Here is a 16,108-nt window from a genome sequence, read left to right on the forward strand (position 1 = left end):
CATGGCATGAACATCAGCCGATGGCTACTGAGAGGCTGGGCGCTGCCACTGTTGTGGCTGGCGCTGCCGGCCCATGGAGACATGCAGATCTACGTCATTGGGTCGATCAAGGCGGCGATCCCTTGCGTGATCCAGGGCAGCAATACCGCGCTGATCGATGTGCCGTTCGGTGACGTGCAGATCGCCAAGATCGACGGAGCCTACAAGACCGTGCCCATCAACTATGGACTCGATTGCAGCCGCGCCATGAACCATGCCCTGCGCATGCGGATCACTGGCACCCCGGCAAGCTTCAACAACCAGCTGCTGGCGGTCACGGGTACCGACAACCTGGGGATAGCCCTGAAGAACGGCAGCGACGCCATCGGCCGCGATGAATGGTTCAACTTCAACCCGGCAGTCCCGCCACAGCTGAAGGCGGTGCTGGTGCGCGGTGGCGGCAGCACGCTGGCTCCCGGCGAATTCAAGACCGGAGCAACCCTGGTGGTGGACTATCAATGAACAATCGTGGACGCACTGAACCGGTGGTTTTGGCGTTGAGCCTATTGCTGGCGGCTCTGCCGAGGCTTGGGCTGGGGCAGGAGAACATGCAGTTTCACGGCAGGCTGATTGCCCCTGCCTGTACGGTCACTGATCAGGGGCAGTTCCTGGAGGTCGCGTTCAAGAGCCAGATCGCGATCAGCAAGATCAATGGCGAGAACTACCGCCAGCAGGTGCCCTATCAGGTCGAGTGCGAGGGGCTGGGGGGGGCAGGCCTGGTCTGGCGCATGAAGCTGACCTTCAAGGGCACGCCGGCGGATTTCGATCCCAAGGTCCTGAAGACCTCCGTCCAGGGCCTGGGGATCAAGCTGCGGCTGGGTGACGAAGACTTTGATATTGACGAAACCAGGCTGGTCAATCTTGCGGACTTGCCAAAACTTGAGGCGGTGCCGGTCAAGGACCTGGGGGCGAAATTGTCCAATAACCGGTTTTCCGCCTCGGCCTCGTTGATTGCCGAACTCTATTAGGAGCCCCCATGAAGCCACACCGTCGTTGCCTGCTCTGGTTCGGTTATCTGCTGGTGCTGAGCGTCTTTGCCAGTATCGCCTTGCCTGCCGCCGCCACCGAGAACCTGTTCTTCTCCGGCGCGCTGGTGGCCGAGCCCTGTACCCTGTTGCCCGCAGATCGGGAGCAGGACCCGCCGGGTTTCGTCGCCAGCGACAAGGAGCTTTATCGCAGCGGTCGCACCCGCGGCGAGCCCATCGTGCTGCACCTGCTCGACTGCGACATCGGGCAGGACGAGGTCCAGGTCAAGATCCTGTTCGAGGGCCCCAGCAGCGCTGCCTACCCGGACTATCTCAAGCCGACCCCCGGTGAGGGCATGGCCGAAGGCGTGCTCATCGGTCTGGAAACCCAGGACGGACAATTGCTGCCACTGCAACAGAGCAATCCGATGGGCCCGCTGAGCAATGGCGCCAATCAGATTTCATTCATGGCCTACCTCAAGGCAGAGGCGGATGCCCTGGCCACGCAGTCGATCAAGGGCGGCAACATTGTGGCAACGCTGAGTTTTATCTTGAGCTACGACTGAGCGAAATCCCCGCGCGAGTGAACAACGCCACACAGCGAACCGCGTGGCGTGAAGGTTCAGCCGCCGATGATGTGATGCCGTGGCCCATACGGCAGCCCGGTGATGTTCTCTGCACCGTGCTCATTGACGATCAGGATGTCGTGCTCCCGATAGCCGCCGGCACCGGGCAGGCCTTCGGGCAGCCGGAGCATCGGTTCGATGGACACCACCATGCCGGGCTCGAGGAGGGTCTCCACGTCCTCGCGCAACTCCAGCCCGGTCTCGCGCCCGTAGTAGTGGTTGAGGATGCCGAATGAGTGGCCGTAGCCGAAGGTGCGATATTGCAGCAGGTCGTGTTCCTGGTAGATCGCGTTCAGGTGCCGGGCAATGTCACTGCAGCGGGCCCCGGGCTTGACCAGCTGCAGCCCGGCTTCATGCACCTGGACGTTGATTTCCCACAGCCGCAGGCAGGCGTCGGGGCAATGCCCGAGGAACAGCGTGCGCTCCAGGGCGGTGTAGTAGCCGGCGATCATCGGGAAGCAGTTGAGGCTCAGCACTTCTCCCGGGTTGACCCGCCTTGAGGTCAGCGGGTTGTGGGCGCCATCGGTATTGAGCCCCGACTGAAACCAGGTCCAGGTGTCCATCAGCTCGGCCGCCGGGAAGGTCTGGGCAATGGCCCGCACCATGGTTTGGGTGGCGTGCAGGGCCACTTCGTATTCCGGCACCTGGTCGTGCAGGGCTTCGATGGCAGCGGCTCCCCCCGTATCGGCAATCCGCGCGCCCTGGCGGATCAGCGCGTGCTCCTCGGCGGACTTGAGCATGCGCATGTTCATGCAAGGCGTGGCGATGTCCAGCAACTGCGCCTGGGGATACAGCTCGGCGAAGGCCTGGTGATTGGGCAGTGTCAGTTGATCGAACTCCAGCCCCAATCGCGAAGCCAGGGGCAGGGCCTGTTTCACGGCGACGAAAAAGTTGCCCCGCTGCCAGTCGGTGTAGATCACCTGTGCATCGCAGATCGCCCGACGTCCGGGCTGACCGCCATCGATATTGGCGCTGATCAGCACGCTGTGTTCCTGGGTCACCACCAGGGCGTATTGACGGCCGAAGGAGCAATACAGGAAGTCCGCGTAGTAGTTGATGTTGTGATACGAGGTGAACAGCGCCGCGTCGATATCCTGCCGAGCCATGTAGGCCCGCAGGACACCCAGGCGCCGGGTGTATTCCTCGTGGGAGAAGGTTGCCGGGGTTTTGTCACCGTTGCGCAATTGAAGCGTCCGGGGCATCTGCATGGCACGGGTCCTTGTCTGCTATGAGCGATGCGTAGCGCCACACCAGGGTGGGCCGGGACACTGCATTGCAGCAGATAGGGCAGAGGTTGGCATGCGCAGTACCGACCTTGGGGTGGCTGCAGGCGCTGTTTTCACGGACTGAGGAACCGCGCAACCAGGCCATTGGCACTGGTTGCGGGGCATCGGAGTGTCAGTTCTTGACGGTTTCCTCCAGGGAGAAACGCCCCATCGGACTTTGCTGGAAGTTCTCGATGTTCTTGCGCGAGATGTTGATGTAGGGGCTGTAGTAGAGGTCGATCCAGTTTACGTCCTGCTTGGCCAACTTCTGCAGATCGACGTACATTTGTTCGCGCTTGGAGGCGTCCATTTCTACCCGCGCGGCAGCCACCAGCTCCTTGACCTGCGGGTTTTTGTAGCGGGTCATGTAATTCATGTTGGTGTCGTGCCCAAGGACGAATGTGGTCTTTTGGTCTGGGTCGAGGATGTCGGCGGTCCAATACATGACCGAGAGGTCGTAGTTACCGTCGACCAACATTTGCCAGCTTTGGCTGGGATCAACCTTTTGCAGGTTGGCTGTCACCCCTACGGCCGCTAACTGGTTCTGGACAAGTATGGCGATCTGTTCGTCTGCTTCGTTGCCGGCATTGACCACGTAGTTGAGCTTCAGGCCCTTGGCGCCAGCCTGCTCCAGCATTTTCTTGGCTTTTTCTGGATCATACGGGCGCTGCAGGTTATTGGCGTAGTGGTACATAGCGCCTTTAGGAATGTATGAATAGGCCACCTCACCATGGCTGAAGGTGACAGCGTCCACTAGGGACTTCTTGTCGATTGCCAAGTCCAGAGCCTCACGTACTTGTGGCTTGGCCAGCAGTCCGTGCTCATGGTTGATCAACAGGTGATCTTCTCGTGTGGACGGGTCCAGATGTACCACCAGATTTGGATCTTTCCTCAGGGCGTCGACTCGAGAAAAAGGTACGAAGAGCGCGGTATCTAGTTCCCCAGCCTGGACTTTGAGCATTCGGGTATTGTCATCGGGTATGGAGATCCATTCCACGCCATCAAGGCTGACGGTGTCGGCTTGCCAGAAGTGAGGGTTCTTTTCCAAGATCACCCTGTCCCCTTGCAGCCACTCCTTGACGATGAAAGCGCCGGATGAAACGGGTTTCTGCGCGTAGGCCTCGTCTCCCATTCGGGCCATTGCCTGCTGTGACAGGATTGAGGCATTGGGAGACGCCAGTTGAGCGAGGAAGGGTACTGAGGGACTTTTCAAGGTCAGCACAAGGGTCTCAGGATCCGATGCTTCGGCTTTGTCGAGAATGGTGTAGGTATCGGTCCACAGCGAAGTTTTATCGTCGCGAATTCGCAGCAGGCTGAAGACTGCGTCCTGAGCAGTGATGGGAGAGCCATCTGAGAACTTGGCTGGACGCAGCTTGAAGGTATAGGTCAGCCCATCGTCGGAAACGCTCCAGCTTTTTGCCAGGCCCGGAAGCAGTTTGGTTCCAGCCTTGTCGACACGTACGAGCACGTCGTACACGTTGGTGAATACCCAACTGTCACGATTCTGAGCGCTTTTGATCGGGTCGAAGGTAGTGCTTTCTTCCCGGCAGCCGATGGTTAGAACTCCGGCCGCTTGAGCAATACCACTGGTCAATGTACAGGCCAGAAGTGACGCAGCTGCCAGTAACTGTCGGTGTCTTGTTTTCATAATCAAACTCCCTGTTGATATGTGTTTTTAGTTTTTAGAACTGCGTTTCATCTAATACGCAGCTATAGCGTCGGTTCTGTAGAGACCGGATAGGAGGTGGCGTCTTGGCACAAGCAGGTAGCGCTAGATGGCAGCGAGGATGAAACATGCAGCCGGATGGCAGCTTTAATGGGCTGGGTGGTTCACCTGGCAGAGGATGAGTGGGCAAGGGTTTGCTTGGGTCCAACTGGGGAATGGAGCTAATCAAAGCGGCTGTATAGGGGTGATGTGGACGATTGAATACGGCTTCCACAGGACCCTCTTCTACGATTTGCCCCATGTACATCACTGCAACTCGATCGCAGACACGATGAACCACTGATAGGTCGTGGCTGATAAACAACAATGCCAGGTTCATTTGCTGTCGCAGTTTCAGCAGCAGATTGATGATCTGCCCTTGAATGGACACATCCAGAGCTGAAACACATTCATCGGCAACAATCAGTCTGGGTTCGACTGCTAGAGCCCGTGCAATTCCCAGTCGTTGGCATTGACCTCCGCTCAGGGAGTGAGGTCGGCGCGAAACCATCTCTTTGGGTAACCCCACGAGTCTAAGCAACTCCATCACTCGATCCGTTCTTTGTTCTATCGGAAGTCTGTGATGTACCTGCAAAACTTCCGCGAGAATTTCGCCAACTTTCATTCGTGGATTGAGGGCGGCGTATGGGTCTTGGAAAATCATCGCGGTTTCATGTCGCAGACGTTGAATATCGCACCTGTTACCACGGGTTATATCGACGCCGTCGAACGACACTGTTCCGCTGCGTATCTCTTCTAAATACAGAATCGCTCGCCCGAGGCTGCTCTTGCCACTTCCTGATTCGCCAACCAAACCTAAAACTTCTCCGCGTGCGAGGCTCAAGGAGACGCCATTGACTGCTTTCAGCCATCGTTTATGCATTCCGAGCCAACCAGAACTGGCTGGAAAATGGACGTGCAGGTCCGTGACTTGCAGCAGGCTCATGGAAAGGAGGCCCTCAGTGGGAAGTGGCAGGCAACTAGTTGATTTTCAGTGATTGGTCGGGAGTCTGGGCGCTCGTTGATACATTGCGATTTGGATTGTTGGCAGCGTGAGCTGAATCGACAGCCTTGGGGGCGTGCGTCTGGCTGGGGAGGATGGCCAGTGATCGTTTTCAGGCCGCTAAAGCCAGTGCTTCTGGAGGGCTGGCAATCGATCAAGGCTGCCGTGTAGGGGTGCTGCGGTGATGTCAGTACTTCATGCTTGTTGCCTTGCTCACAAAGCCTCCCCGCATACATCACGGCTACCGAGTCAGCGGTCTGGGCTACTACTCCCAGGTCATGGCTGATCAGGATCAGTGAGAGGCCTCGCTGGTCTCTGAGGTTCAGTAGCAGGCGCAAGATCTGCGCTTGTACGGTCACATCCAGTGCAGTGGTCGGCTCATCGGCGATCAACACTTTTGGATTGCAGCCCAAGGCCACAGCGATCATCGCCCGTTGTCGCATGCCGCCGGAAAACTCATGAGGAAAATGCTTGGCTCGGGCCTGCGGATCGGGAATGCCGACCTGGCGTAGCAGTTCTATGGCCAGCGCCTGAGCTTCCTGTTTTGTGGCCCCCTGATGAAGGCGAATGCCTTCACTGATTTGCTCACCGACACACATCAGTGGGTCGAGGTGGCTGCTTGGGTTCTGGAACACCATGCCTAGTTGGCCGCCACGTATTGCGCGCATTTCGTTGTCGTTCAGTTCCAGCAAGTTGGTGCCGGCGAGCCGTACGGCGTGACCATGGGCATGGAGGTTCCCTGTGGGTAGCAAGCGCATAAGTGCACGGCAGGCCAACGTTTTGCCGCTGCCGCTTTCGCCCACAAGGCCAAGTATTTCTCCTTCGGCGAGTGTGAATGAGAGACGGTCTACCAGAGTGACATCGCGTCCGTTGGAGCGAGCAATAACGCTAAGTTCATCGACCTGCAGCAGAGGGGTATTCATGAGCGTTCACCGAGAATTTCGGCGATACCATCTGCCATGAGGCTGAAGCCCATAGCCAAGGAGACGATGGCCAGGCCAGGAAAGGTGCAGATCCACCACGCCGACGTGATCAGACTTTGGCCTTCAGCGATCATTGTTCCCCACTCTGCCGTAGGGGGCTGCACCCCGAGGCCCAAGTAGCTGACGGCGGCGCCATTCAACAGAATCAGTACTGCATCGGACATGAAAAATACGATGGAGCTGAACAGCGCATTCGGTAGTAAATGTCGGAACAGGATTCGTACATGGCTGTAACCCAGGCTTCTTGCAGCAAGGGCGAAATCGCTATTTTTGAGAACCAGAATTTGTGAGCGGGTCAGGCGGGCGTAGGACACCCACCCCACCAGAGCAATGGCAATGTAGAAACTGCCAAGGCCCGGGCCTATCAGCACCATGATTGCCAGCATGAGGACCAGGAAGGGAAAGGCCAAGATGATATCGGTCACACGCATGCACAGAGTATCGACGCCACCGCCGATGTAGCCCGCTAGCGCGCCTATAGAAGTACCGATCAGAAATGGCAGGATTACGCCCAGAAGTGATAACTGTAGATCTACTCGAGCGCCCCAGATGACCCTGGACAAAACATCTCGACCGAAGTTGTCGGTTCCGAACAGGTGGGTGAAATTTGGAGCGCTCAAACGCAACTCGATATTGTGTTCCAGTGGATCAAAAGGTGCAGTCCATGGCGCAAGTAACGCCAGTAGCAACCAGAGGCAAAGAATCCCCAGTCCTAGCGCCAGTCGACCGTTGCTCAATACCAGATGCAGCCGCCAATTTTCAGCCACAGGTAACGAGGTCATTGGATTTTGACCCGAGGATCGATGGCAACTGTCAGTACATCAGCAAGGAAGTTCACCATAACAGTGGCGCAAGCGAGCACCATGGTTACTCCTTGGACCACCATATAGTCGCGAGTGAATATTCCACGTACCAGCAATTGGCCAATACCGGGAATTGCGAAGAGACTTTCAATCACAACAGTGCCGCTGATCAGCCAGCCAATATTCACTGCCAATAAGTTGATGGTGGGAATCAACGCATTGGGTAGTACATGTCGACGAAATATTGCTGCTTCGTCCAGGCCTCGGGCACGGGCCGCAGCAATGTGATCAGCCTGCATTTCTTGAAGAAGGCTTGCGCGCAAATTTCGAATCAGCAAAGACGACAAGGCCAGGGCGATGGTCAGGCAAGGAAGCACCAGATGATGCAGTTTTTCGGTCCAGGTACGGCCGTAGCCTGACACTGGGAAGAGTCCCCATTGCACACTGAATAACAGTATCAACATGATTCCCAACCAGAAGGCAGGCATCCCCAGTCCCGCAGTAGTAAACAGGCGAATCAATTGATCACGCTTGCCGTCTTGATGGCGCGCGGCTGAACTGGCCAGTGGCAGTGCAATCAATAGCGCCAAGACCACGCTTCCCAACACCAATATCAGAGTGGGTTCAGTGCGCGAACTGATGAGCTTCAGAGTGTCGACCTTGTATAGCAACGACTGGCCTAGCTCTCCATTGAGCAGGTTTTTTAGGAAGTAGAAGTATTGCTGCCACAGAGGTTGATCAAGACCGTATTGAGCCCTGATCTTCAGCAGCGCATAGGGGGAGCTACGGCTGCCTAGCAGGATTCGGGCAGGGTCTCCAGGAATTGAACGTACCAGCACAAACGTCATCAGGCTGATGCCGAAAAGTACCGGTAGCAATTGCAGAGGACGAGATAATACAAAACGGTAACGCCCGAGGTTCATGAGATGACCTCAAGGCTGTAGCTGGGGGTTTGGTTGCCGGGTAGGCGAGCGCGATGTGGTCGTGCCGACAGTCGGCAGATGGAGTTTACCCTCGGAGCCGGGAAGGCATCCCCGATACCGTAGCTATAGACCTCCTGGTCGTACTGCGGCGCTGCCGCCATTTCCTGCCGCATCACTAACATCCTGTCAGTTGCTACCTGATGATCCAACTTAATGAGGAAGCGGTAGCGCCGTAAGCTAGTAAATCTTATAGGTTCGCTCTGGCTGTCCCTCGCCGAGGCATGGCATTCTACTGGGTGGTTGTCAAGAATGAAAACCACAAGGGAGCTGAAGGGATGCAGATCAAGCTGTCTGAATACAATGACTGTCTTTTACCAGGAAGGAATCTTGAGGAGCAGTTGGATAAAGCCATGCTATTGGCGGCCGATTTAGGTTTTGACGCCTTAGTGTACGACTACAGTCCAGTACCTTTTGATCATGCGGGCTTGTTGATTACGCCTGAGGTTCTCTTGCGTAACACTCCGACGGAGTGGCAGGAACTGTGGTGCTGCGAGGGTTACTACCAGATCGATCCAGTGCAGCAAGTGGCACTCAATTCAATTTCACCGTTTCTCTGGTCCTATCAACCAGAGGCAGAAACGGTTTTGAAACAAGTCATTGGTCTGCATCACGCGCCCGTTGTGAGCTATCTGCAGAATGCTCAGATGGCTCATGGCGTATCAGTGCCGATCCACCTTCCAAAAGGCGGTTTTGCTAGTCTCGCGGGATTGCGCTCCGGACGGACCCAAAGTGCGCTTCAAGATATGCGCCACGTTCTCGGTGAGTTCAGCCTGATTGCTTATGCGCTGCAGGAAGCGGCTTATCCTGTTCTCAGTCAAAGAGAGGGGACTCATCCTTCGAAGCCACTGACCAAGCGTGAGCGAGAATGTTTGAAGTGGGCGGCAGAGGGATTTACGGCTATTGAAATAGCTGATCGATTACACCGGTCTGTCGCGACAGTGACTCTGCACTTGAACTCAGCCATGCATAAACTGGGTGCCAGGAACCGGGTTCAGGCGGTGGCTCGGGCAGTGCATTACCGACTATTGGATAGCTGAAACGGGGCAAAACCTATCCTTTCTTCTAGTTACATCGACTTTCCCCCGTCGATAGTGTGTGCCATGTGGAATACAGGGAGTGGCACACAATGGACTCGAACAAGAAAGTACTCGAAGGTTATGCGCCCTTCGGTCTTTATAGAACCTGGTATCGCGTTACCGGCGATTTACTCAATGGGCATACGCCCTTGGTGATTCTGCATGGCGGGCCGGGTTGCACCTATGACTATGTCGATACATTCAAGGATGTGGCTGCCAGCGGTAGAGCGGTTGTTCACTATGATCAGCTTGGCAATGGCTTCTCCACTCATGTGTCGGACAAGCCTGCAACATTCTGGACGGTGAAGCTGTTTCTTGAGGAACTGGACAGCCTTCTGGATCACCTGGGCATAAGCGATAACTATGCGCTGTTGGGACAATCCTGGGGAGGGATGCTGGCCAGTGAGCATGCAGTGCTGCGCCCAGCAGGTTTAAAGGCATTGATTATCGCCAACTCTCCGGCCGATATGCGTACCTGGGTCGCGGAGGCCAATCGCTTGCGTGAAGCCTTGCCAGAGGAGGTGCAGCAAACTCTGCTGCAGCATGAACAGGCAGGGACCACCGATTCTGCAGAATACATTGCTGCTTCGCGCGTCTTTTATGATCGGCATGTCTGCCGTATCAAGCCCTGGCCTGACGACGTGGCCCGCACCTTTGCCAAGGTTGACGCTAATCCCACGGTGTATCGAGCCATGAATGGTCCCAATGAATTCCATATCATTGCCAGCCTGAAGGACTGGACCATCGTCGAGCGCCTGAAACGCATCAACGTACCGACGCTATTGATTTCCGGGCGTTACGACGAGGCCACTCCGACCGTGGTCCAACCCTATCTGGAGCAGATCCCCGACATCCGTTGGGCGTTGTTTGAAAACTCCAGCCACATGCCCCACGTCGAGGAACGGGTCGCCTGCATGGGGACGGTGGTGAGTTTTCTCGACGAATGCCTGTAGTCGCCAGGTAGGTGGCCCATGAGCCCCACTACCTGGCGTAGCGGGGCCCATGGACAGTTCAGAGGCTCAGTGCAGCTTCAAGCGTGGGTCGGTGCCGCGGCCGATGCGGCTGCCGAGCATCAGCATCGCGGTGCGAAAGACCCCATACAGGGCCATCTGGTGCATGCGGTACAGCGAGATGTAGAACATCCGCGCCAGCCAGCCTTCGAGCATCACGCTGCCGGTAAGGTTGCCCATCAGGTTGCCCACCGCCGAGAAACGCGACAGCGAGATCAGCGAGCCGTAGTCGGTGTACTTGTAGGTCGGCAGGTCCTTGCCTTCGATGCGCAGCTTCAGCGACTTGGCCAGTAAAGATGCTTGCTGGTGCGCGGCCTGGGCCCGCGGTGGCACGTTGCGGTCGCTACCTGGTTGCGGGCAGGCGGCGCAGTCGCCGAACGCGAAGATGTTCTCGTCGCGGGTGGTCTGCAGCGTCGGCAGCACCTGCAGCTGGTTGATGCGGTTGGTCTCCAGGCCGTCGATCTCCTTGAGGAAAGCCGGTGCGCGAATGCCCGCGGCCCAGACCTTGAGGCTGGCGGGAATGGTCTGGCCGTCGGCGGTGATCAGGCTGTCGGCGGTCACTTCGCTGACCGAGGCATTGGTCAGGACCTTGACCCCGAGTTTTTCCAGGGTCTTGTGCACCGGGCCGCTGATGCGCTCGGGCAGGGCCGGGAGTACCCGTGGCCCGGCTTCGATCAGGGTGATGTGCATGTTTTCCGGGAGAATCCGGTCCAGCCCGTAGGCGGCCAGCTCATGGGCGGCATTGTGCAGCTCTGCCGCCAGTTCCACGCCGGTGGCGCCGGCACCGACAATCGCCACGCTGATCTGCTCCACGGCATCGGTCTGCCCGGCATGAGCGCGCAGGTAGTGGTTGAGCAGTTGCTGGTGGAAGCGTTCGGCTTGCTTGCGAGTGTCGAGGAACAGGCAATGCTGGGCCGCGCCCTGGGTGCCGAAATCATTGGTGGTGCTGCCCACGGCGATCACCAGGGTGTCGTAACCCAGTTCCCGGGCCGGCAGCAGTTCCACGCCGGCCTCGTCGTAGGTGGCGGCGAGCTGGATCTTCTTCTGCTGACGATCGAGCCCGCTCATACGGCCCAGCTGGAACTCGAAGTGGTTCCATTTGGCTTGGGCGACGTAGTTGAGTTCGTCTTCGGAGGAGTTCAGCGAGCCGGCAGCCACTTCATGCAGCAGCGGTTTCCAGATGTGGGTCAGGTTGGCGTCCACCAGCATCACACTGGCGGTGCCGCGCTTGCCCAGAGTCTTACCCAGGCGGGTCGCCAACTCCAGGCCGCCGGCGCCGCCGCCAACGATGACAATACGATGAGTCATGGGGATATCTCGCAAGGCTAAAAGAAATCGGTGCAGTCAACCGAGCGAGCGCGAAGCGGCTCATAGCGTCAGGTAACTGATAAAACGGCTCAACAGGCCCAGTGCGACAGTCACCGCGACCACCACCACGAGGAGCATCCACGGCCGAAAGGGCCGGCGCTCGACTCGGTGCTGGGGCAGTTGCAGATATTCTTCGACATGGCGTTGGTCGTCGGGGTTCAGGCGGCTGCTCATAAAAGGCCTCGTCAGGTAGACGTCGCAACTTTGAGGAATGTTACAGCGCGGTATAAGCCGGCATGAACGGAGCATAGCCGCTGCCACCGGGGGGCTCGAAGGCCGGGTCCCGGTGCTGGCAGGCAGTGCGCTTTTTTACCATTGCCGGGCGGATTGCGCCATGCCGACACAGGGCGGATTGACGGGCTTTACAAACTGATGCCGACGTCGAAGAGAATGCTGCGGCCCAGGTTGCTGCGCAGGAATTCCGGCGCATCCGGGTGGGCGAACAGCACGCGGGCGAAGGTTGGCCCCACCAGGGATAGCGAGCGCCAGCCCTGGCGCAGGTATTCGGTGGGAGGCGGGAAGTGGCTGTTGAGGTCCAGCACTTCGCGTTTCAGGGCGGCAAAGGCAATGATGTCCAGTTCCCCGAGGTTCATCCCGCGTTCCTGATAATTGTGCGCTTTCTTGCGCAAGGTCGGCCCCAGGCGCAGCAACAGCTCGTTGGCCGGGATGCGCTTGGGCTTGGCTTCGCGCCGTACCAGCTGGCTCAGGGAGAACGCGCTGCGCCGCCGCTGCAGTTCGTCGCGCCATTCATCATTGAGCCGTCGGCCTTCATCAAGGACGAAGAACACTTCGAAACTGGCTTCGCGAAACAGCACGTCCGGCGGCTCTTGTCCGGCGGCGGTGAATTCGTCGTTGCGATAGGGAATATTCAGGCCTTGCAGCAGGCGCTGGCAGACCCAACGCTCACGCTCCCATTTGCGGGCATTGGACAGGAACGCGTTGGCTTGTTCGGCCTGGATGGTAAGCAGGCGCAAAAAATCTGAGTCATCCATACCCCCAAGCTTAGCGCTCAAATATGACCTTAAAAACCACGCCCGCGGAAAAACCTCTGCCGGTGTTGACGGTAACCCTCGCTGGAGCCTGCTCAGGGGCGGTGTAGACTGTTCGCCTTCCAACCGTTCGATAAGGAGTGTGCCGTGAAGCGCTGGTCAATGCTGTTGCTGGCCCTGTTGCCGTTGTGGGCCCAGGCCCTGGAGATCGGTGAGCGCCTGGCACCCTGGACCCTGCTGGATCAGTTCGACCAGCCCTACAGCCTGGATTCCCAGGCGCGGATTCTGCTGGTCGCGCGCAGCATGGAGGCAGCCAAAGTGGTGAATGCGGCGCTCAAGGACAGGCCCCAGGGCTATCTGCAGGAGCGTCACGGGGTGTTTGTCGCGGATATCCAGCGCATGCCGACGGTGATCGCCAAACTCTTCGCCGTGCCGGCCATGCGTGATTATCCCTACCGGGTGATGCTCGACCGGGACGGCCGCGTAGCTCCGCGCTATCCGGCCGCCGAGAACCAGGTGCTGTGGCTGCAACTGAAGGATGGGCAACTGGTGGAGCAGCAGGCGTTCACCACCGCCGAGCAACTGGCGACGGCGCTGGAGCGGGCCTTGCCATGATCAGTGCGGCGCTGCTGTCGCCGGAAAGCTTGATGGGCGGTTGGCTGCTGTATGTGCCGGTACTGATCTGGGCCATGCTGCGCGCGCCCTGGGTCGAGCTGTTTACCGACAGCCGGCGCCAGCATCTGCTGTTCGGTACTGTATTCGCCTTGTTTCTGTTGTGGCTGGTACGCCGGGACTTCGACACCGGCGTCTCCTACCACTTCATTGGCATGACCGCGGTCACCCTGCTGCTGGACTGGCCGTTGGCGATCGTTGGCGGGCTGATCGCGCAGTTGGGGCTGCTGGCCCTGGGGCGTCAGGATCTCGCGGCGCTGGGAGTCAATGGCGTTCTGCTGATCCTGCTGCCGGTGGCGGTCACCGAGGCCTGCGCCTGGCTGGTGGAACGGGCCCAGCCACGCAATCCCTTCGTCTATATCTTCTGCTCGGGATTCTTCGCCGCCGCGCTTTCGGCGCTGTTGTGCCTGCTCTGCGCCCTGGGCCTGCTGTGGTTCGACGAGCGCTTTGCCATGCCTGAATGGCTGGAGGACTTTGTCGGCTACCTGTGGCTGATCATCTTCCCTGAAGCCTTCATCAACGGCATGGTGATCAGCGCCCTGGTGGTGTTCTGCCCGGAATGGCTGGAAACCTTCAACCGCACTCGCTACCTGTCGGCGCCTTGGAAAGATGAGGATCCGCGCTCTTGATCCATATCAATCCAGGGTTTTTGGCGGCGCTGCATGCTCGGCAAAAATCTCAGGAGTGCGGTCATGAGTGTCTACCAGTGGGCCCGGCAGGAAGTGCGTGACAGTCTGCAAAATGCTCAGCAGGAAGGCTTTGAACCAGGGTTGAGCCTGCGTGCCCTGCTCAGTGCAGTGGTGCAGCAGAGCAAGAGCGTACGCAGTATCGAGGACTTGGCGGACGAGCTGCAGTTTCTTGCGGAAAACCTCGATGACGACCAGGACTACAGCTTCATGCGGCCCTGATCGTCAGCGAAGTGAGCGCTCAATGAGCGCGGGGTGGCATGTCTTCGGAGAACAGTTCGTCCTCGGCATCCGGGCTCACCGGAATCTTGTGTTCTTCGGCGGCCCAGGCGCCCAGGTCGATCAGTTTGCAGCGATCGGAACAGAACGGCCGATTGACGTTGGCCGCCGTCCATTCCACGGGGGCGCCACAGGTTGGGCATTCGACGGTCAGGGGTTGGCTCATGACTGGCCTCCACGCAAAGTTAGGTAAAAGTGATGCAGGCGCTCGACCTCGCTGCGCAACCAGGCTTGGTCGCGGTCGTTGACCAGCACATCATCGGCGTGGCGCAGGCGTTCCTCGCGGCTGGCCTGGGCCTGGAGAATCGCCTGGACCTGCTGTTCGCTGATCTGGTCGCGCTGCAGGGTACGCTCGATCTGCAATTGCTGTGGCACATCGATCACCAGAATCCGTTGGGTCATCCGTGACTGCCCGGATTCGATCAGCAATGGCGATACCAGAATCGCGTAAGGCGATTCCGCGCGGGCCAGGTGGCTGACAATTTCCTCGGCAATCAATGGATGCAGCAGGGCTTCCAGCCAGCGGCGCTGTTCGGGCACTTCGAAGATCAGCTTACGCAGCGCGGCACGGTCCAGCTGGCCGTCGGCCTGCAACACGCTGTTGCCAAAATGCCGGGCAATCTGCTCCAGGGCCGGGCGGCCGGGCTCCACCACCCAGCGGGCGGCGTGATCGGCATCGATGACATGCACCCCCAGGTCGATGAAATGCTGCGCTGCGGCGCTTTTGCCGCTGCCAATGCCGCCGGTCAGGCCGAGGGTCCAGGGTGTGTTTACGGAGTGAGTCATTGGTAACCGACAAACTGCAGGTAGAAGTCGGCCATTTGACCACCCCAGAGCAACGCAATCCAGCCGGCAATCGCCAGATACGGGCCAAAGGGGATGGGCGTCGAGGTCTTTTCCCTGCGCAGGCGCAGCATCACCGTGCCGAGAACTGCCCCCACCAGGGAGGACAGCAGCAGGGTCAGTGGCAGGATCTGCCAGCCGCCCCAGGCCCCGAGCAGCGCCAGCAGCTTGAAGTCGCCGTGGCCCATGCCGTCCTTGCCGGTCAGCAGCTTGAACAGCCAGTACACCGACCACAGGGTCAGGTAGCCGAATACCGCTCCCCACAGCGCATCCCCGAGGCTGACCAACAGGCCGAAACTGTTGGCGATCAACCCCAGCCACAACAGTGGCAGCACCAGGGCATCCGGCAGCAATTGGTGATCGGCGTCGATCAGGCTCATGGCCAGCAGTCCCCAGCTCAAGATCAGCATCAGCCCCGCTGCCCAGCCGAAACCGAAGTGCCAAGCGATAAAGGCCGAGATCAGCCCGCAGGCCAGCTCGGTCAGTGGGTAGCGCGGGCTGATGGCGACCTTGCAGTGAGCGCAGCGGCCGCGCAGCCAGAGGTAACTGAGCAGCGGGATGTTTTCCCAGGGGCGGATCGGCTGCGCACAGTGCGGGCACTGCGAGTGCGGGAGCAGCAGGTTGTAGGGCGCGGCCGCAGGCTCAGGTTCCAGCCCCAGCACGTCACGAGCCTGGGCTTGCCAGTCGCGCTCGAGCATCTTCGGCAGGCGCCACACCAGCACGTTGATAAAACTGCCGACGATCAGTCCCAGGATCAGGGCCGAGACCACGAATGCCAGGGGGTAAAGGGTCAGGAGTTCAGTCAGGGGCATG

20 protein-coding genes are annotated in these 16,108 nt (G+C 58.8%); 8 read left to right on the forward strand and 12 right to left on the reverse strand.

Features of this window, described 5'->3' with window-relative positions; all coding sequences use genetic code 11:
* The first annotated feature begins 6 nt into the window (after positions 1 to 6).
* From LXM55_RS23045 to LXM55_RS23055, 3 genes are read left to right on the forward strand one after another with little or no spacing between them, the layout of a single operon-like run.
* A complete protein-coding gene (locus tag LXM55_RS23045; protein ID WP_233322468.1) occupies positions 7 to 501 on the forward strand; it encodes a fimbrial protein in 495 nt (164 codons plus the stop codon).
* Positions 498 to 1,007: a fimbrial protein gene (locus tag LXM55_RS23050; RefSeq protein WP_233322469.1), complete on the forward strand. Its 510-nt coding sequence runs from the start codon at positions 498 to 500 to the stop codon at positions 1,005 to 1,007. Before LXM55_RS23045 ends, LXM55_RS23050 begins: the two co-directional genes overlap by 4 nt.
* An 8-nt stretch (positions 1,008 to 1,015) precedes the next feature.
* Positions 1,016 to 1,570, forward strand: a complete 555-nt coding sequence (locus tag LXM55_RS23055; RefSeq protein ID WP_233322470.1) for a fimbrial protein — start codon at positions 1,016 to 1,018, stop codon at positions 1,568 to 1,570.
* A 56-nt stretch (positions 1,571 to 1,626) separates the two neighbouring features.
* On the opposite strand, the gene LXM55_RS23060 is transcribed toward LXM55_RS23055, so the two are convergent.
* From LXM55_RS23060 to LXM55_RS23085, 6 genes are all read right to left on the reverse strand, one after another.
* A complete protein-coding gene (locus LXM55_RS23060) occupies positions 1,627 to 2,838 on the reverse strand; it encodes a M24 family metallopeptidase (protein WP_233322471.1) in 1,212 nt (403 codons plus the stop codon).
* Between the two features lie 190 nt (positions 2,839 to 3,028).
* Positions 3,029 to 4,543: an ABC transporter substrate-binding protein gene (locus tag LXM55_RS23065; protein ID WP_233322472.1), complete on the reverse strand. Its 1,515-nt coding sequence runs from the start codon at positions 4,541 to 4,543 to the stop codon at positions 3,029 to 3,031.
* Positions 4,544 to 4,577: 34 nt separating this feature from the next.
* Entirely contained in the window at positions 4,578 to 5,546 is a 969-nt protein-coding gene (locus tag LXM55_RS23070) for an ABC transporter ATP-binding protein (protein ID WP_233322473.1), read from the reverse strand.
* Positions 5,543 to 6,526 carry an ABC transporter ATP-binding protein gene (locus LXM55_RS23075; RefSeq protein ID WP_233322474.1) on the reverse strand — a complete coding sequence of 328 codons (984 nt, stop codon included), beginning with the start codon at positions 6,524 to 6,526 and terminating at the stop codon, positions 5,543 to 5,545. The genes LXM55_RS23070 and LXM55_RS23075 overlap by 4 nt, the downstream gene beginning before the upstream one ends.
* Positions 6,523 to 7,368 carry an ABC transporter permease gene (locus LXM55_RS23080; protein ID WP_233322475.1) on the reverse strand — a complete coding sequence of 282 codons (846 nt, stop codon included), beginning with the start codon at positions 7,366 to 7,368 and terminating at the stop codon, positions 6,523 to 6,525. The genes LXM55_RS23075 and LXM55_RS23080 overlap by 4 nt, the downstream gene beginning before the upstream one ends.
* Complete coding sequence (locus LXM55_RS23085; RefSeq protein WP_233322476.1) at positions 7,365 to 8,312, reverse strand: ABC transporter permease; 948 nt, start codon at positions 8,310 to 8,312, stop codon at positions 7,365 to 7,367. The genes LXM55_RS23080 and LXM55_RS23085 overlap by 4 nt, the downstream gene beginning before the upstream one ends.
* Before the next feature lie 335 nt (positions 8,313 to 8,647).
* Between LXM55_RS23085 and LXM55_RS23090 the strand changes: the two genes are divergently transcribed.
* Both LXM55_RS23090 and LXM55_RS23095 read left to right on the forward strand, forming a co-directional pair.
* Positions 8,648 to 9,409, forward strand: a complete 762-nt coding sequence (locus tag LXM55_RS23090) for a LuxR family transcriptional regulator (RefSeq protein ID WP_233322477.1) — start codon at positions 8,648 to 8,650, stop codon at positions 9,407 to 9,409.
* 89 nt (positions 9,410 to 9,498) lie between these two features.
* Positions 9,499 to 10,401, forward strand: coding sequence for a proline iminopeptidase-family hydrolase (locus LXM55_RS23095; protein WP_233322478.1), 903 nt, complete (start codon positions 9,499 to 9,501; stop codon positions 10,399 to 10,401).
* 66 nt (positions 10,402 to 10,467) lie between these two features.
* On the opposite strand, the gene LXM55_RS23100 is transcribed toward LXM55_RS23095, so the two are convergent.
* The 3 genes from LXM55_RS23100 to LXM55_RS23110 all read right to left on the reverse strand — a co-directional run bounded on the left by LXM55_RS23100 (position 10,468) and on the right by LXM55_RS23110 (position 12,818).
* Positions 10,468 to 11,766 carry an NAD(P)/FAD-dependent oxidoreductase gene (locus LXM55_RS23100; RefSeq protein WP_233322479.1) on the reverse strand — a complete coding sequence of 433 codons (1,299 nt, stop codon included), beginning with the start codon at positions 11,764 to 11,766 and terminating at the stop codon, positions 10,468 to 10,470.
* 60 nt (positions 11,767 to 11,826) lie between these two features.
* The gene (locus LXM55_RS23105) at positions 11,827 to 12,000 is read right to left on the reverse strand and encodes a DUF3094 family protein (protein ID WP_092309978.1); all 174 of its coding nucleotides are present in this window, start codon (positions 11,998 to 12,000) and stop codon (positions 11,827 to 11,829) included.
* 188 nt (positions 12,001 to 12,188) lie between these two features.
* Entirely contained in the window at positions 12,189 to 12,818 is a 630-nt protein-coding gene (locus LXM55_RS23110; RefSeq protein WP_233322480.1) for a DUF1780 domain-containing protein, read from the reverse strand.
* Positions 12,819 to 12,962: 144 nt separating this feature from the next.
* On the opposite strand from LXM55_RS23110, the gene LXM55_RS23115 reads away from it, so the two are divergent.
* The 3 genes from LXM55_RS23115 to LXM55_RS23125 all read left to right on the forward strand — a co-directional run bounded on the left by LXM55_RS23115 (position 12,963) and on the right by LXM55_RS23125 (position 14,395).
* Complete coding sequence (locus tag LXM55_RS23115; RefSeq protein ID WP_233322481.1) at positions 12,963 to 13,430, forward strand: FAD/FMN-containing dehydrogenase; 468 nt, start codon at positions 12,963 to 12,965, stop codon at positions 13,428 to 13,430.
* Entirely contained in the window at positions 13,427 to 14,116 is a 690-nt protein-coding gene (locus tag LXM55_RS23120) for an energy-coupling factor ABC transporter permease (protein WP_233322482.1), read from the forward strand. The genes LXM55_RS23115 and LXM55_RS23120 overlap by 4 nt, the downstream gene beginning before the upstream one ends.
* A gap of 63 nt (positions 14,117 to 14,179) precedes the next feature.
* Positions 14,180 to 14,395, forward strand: coding sequence for a hypothetical protein (locus LXM55_RS23125; RefSeq protein ID WP_233322483.1), 216 nt, complete (start codon positions 14,180 to 14,182; stop codon positions 14,393 to 14,395).
* Positions 14,396 to 14,414: 19 nt separating this feature from the next.
* Here LXM55_RS23125 and yacG read toward each other — a convergent pair whose 3' ends face one another.
* The 3 genes from yacG to LXM55_RS23140 are packed head-to-tail and all read right to left on the reverse strand — an operon-like array spanning position 14,415 to position 16,107.
* On the reverse strand, positions 14,415 to 14,618 hold the full coding sequence (gene yacG, locus LXM55_RS23130; RefSeq protein ID WP_233322484.1) for a DNA gyrase inhibitor YacG: 204 nt from the start codon (positions 14,616 to 14,618) through the stop codon (positions 14,415 to 14,417).
* Entirely contained in the window at positions 14,615 to 15,238 is a 624-nt protein-coding gene (gene coaE / locus LXM55_RS23135) for a dephospho-CoA kinase (protein WP_233322485.1), read from the reverse strand. The genes yacG and coaE overlap by 4 nt, the downstream gene beginning before the upstream one ends.
* Positions 15,235 to 16,107, reverse strand: coding sequence for a prepilin peptidase (locus LXM55_RS23140; RefSeq protein ID WP_233322486.1), 873 nt, complete (start codon positions 16,105 to 16,107; stop codon positions 15,235 to 15,237). Before LXM55_RS23140 ends, coaE begins: the two co-directional genes overlap by 4 nt.
* Between the last annotated feature and the right edge of the window lies 1 nt (position 16,108).

This window comes from Pseudomonas sp. Au-Pse12 (assembly GCF_021341665.1).
In the GTDB taxonomy this organism is placed as follows: Bacteria; Pseudomonadota; Gammaproteobacteria; order Pseudomonadales; family Pseudomonadaceae; genus Aquipseudomonas.

Bases quoted from the DNA above. Each gene is read 5' to 3' on its own strand.
- LXM55_RS23045 (WP_233322468.1), top strand. From the start codon at position 7: ATGAACATCAGCCGATGGCTACTGAGAGGCTGGGCGCTGCCACTGTTG.
- LXM55_RS23050 (WP_233322469.1), top strand. From the start codon at position 498: ATGAACAATCGTGGACGCACTGAACCGGTGGTTTTGGCGTTGAGCCTA.
- LXM55_RS23055 (WP_233322470.1), top strand. From the start codon at position 1,016: ATGAAGCCACACCGTCGTTGCCTGCTCTGGTTCGGTTATCTGCTGGTG.
- LXM55_RS23060 (WP_233322471.1), bottom strand. From the start codon at position 2,838: ATGCAGATGCCCCGGACGCTTCAATTGCGCAACGGTGACAAAACCCCG.
- LXM55_RS23065 (WP_233322472.1), bottom strand. From the start codon at position 4,543: ATGAAAACAAGACACCGACAGTTACTGGCAGCTGCGTCACTTCTGGCC.
- LXM55_RS23070 (WP_233322473.1), bottom strand. From the start codon at position 5,546: ATGAGCCTGCTGCAAGTCACGGACCTGCACGTCCATTTTCCAGCCAGT.
- LXM55_RS23075 (WP_233322474.1), bottom strand. From the start codon at position 6,526: ATGAATACCCCTCTGCTGCAGGTCGATGAACTTAGCGTTATTGCTCGC.
- LXM55_RS23080 (WP_233322475.1), bottom strand. From the start codon at position 7,368: ATGACCTCGTTACCTGTGGCTGAAAATTGGCGGCTGCATCTGGTATTG.
- LXM55_RS23085 (WP_233322476.1), bottom strand. From the start codon at position 8,312: ATGAACCTCGGGCGTTACCGTTTTGTATTATCTCGTCCTCTGCAATTG.
- LXM55_RS23090 (WP_233322477.1), top strand. From the start codon at position 8,648: ATGCAGATCAAGCTGTCTGAATACAATGACTGTCTTTTACCAGGAAGG.
- LXM55_RS23095 (WP_233322478.1), top strand. From the start codon at position 9,499: ATGGACTCGAACAAGAAAGTACTCGAAGGTTATGCGCCCTTCGGTCTT.
- LXM55_RS23100 (WP_233322479.1), bottom strand. From the start codon at position 11,766: ATGACTCATCGTATTGTCATCGTTGGCGGCGGCGCCGGCGGCCTGGAG.
- LXM55_RS23105 (WP_092309978.1), bottom strand. From the start codon at position 12,000: ATGAGCAGCCGCCTGAACCCCGACGACCAACGCCATGTCGAAGAATAT.
- LXM55_RS23110 (WP_233322480.1), bottom strand. From the start codon at position 12,818: ATGGATGACTCAGATTTTTTGCGCCTGCTTACCATCCAGGCCGAACAA.
- LXM55_RS23120 (WP_233322482.1), top strand. From the start codon at position 13,427: ATGATCAGTGCGGCGCTGCTGTCGCCGGAAAGCTTGATGGGCGGTTGG.
- LXM55_RS23125 (WP_233322483.1), top strand. From the start codon at position 14,180: ATGAGTGTCTACCAGTGGGCCCGGCAGGAAGTGCGTGACAGTCTGCAA.
- yacG (WP_233322484.1), bottom strand. From the start codon at position 14,618: ATGAGCCAACCCCTGACCGTCGAATGCCCAACCTGTGGCGCCCCCGTG.
- coaE (WP_233322485.1), bottom strand. From the start codon at position 15,238: ATGACTCACTCCGTAAACACACCCTGGACCCTCGGCCTGACCGGCGGC.
- LXM55_RS23140 (WP_233322486.1), bottom strand. From the start codon at position 16,107: ATGCCCCTGACTGAACTCCTGACCCTTTACCCCCTGGCATTCGTGGTC.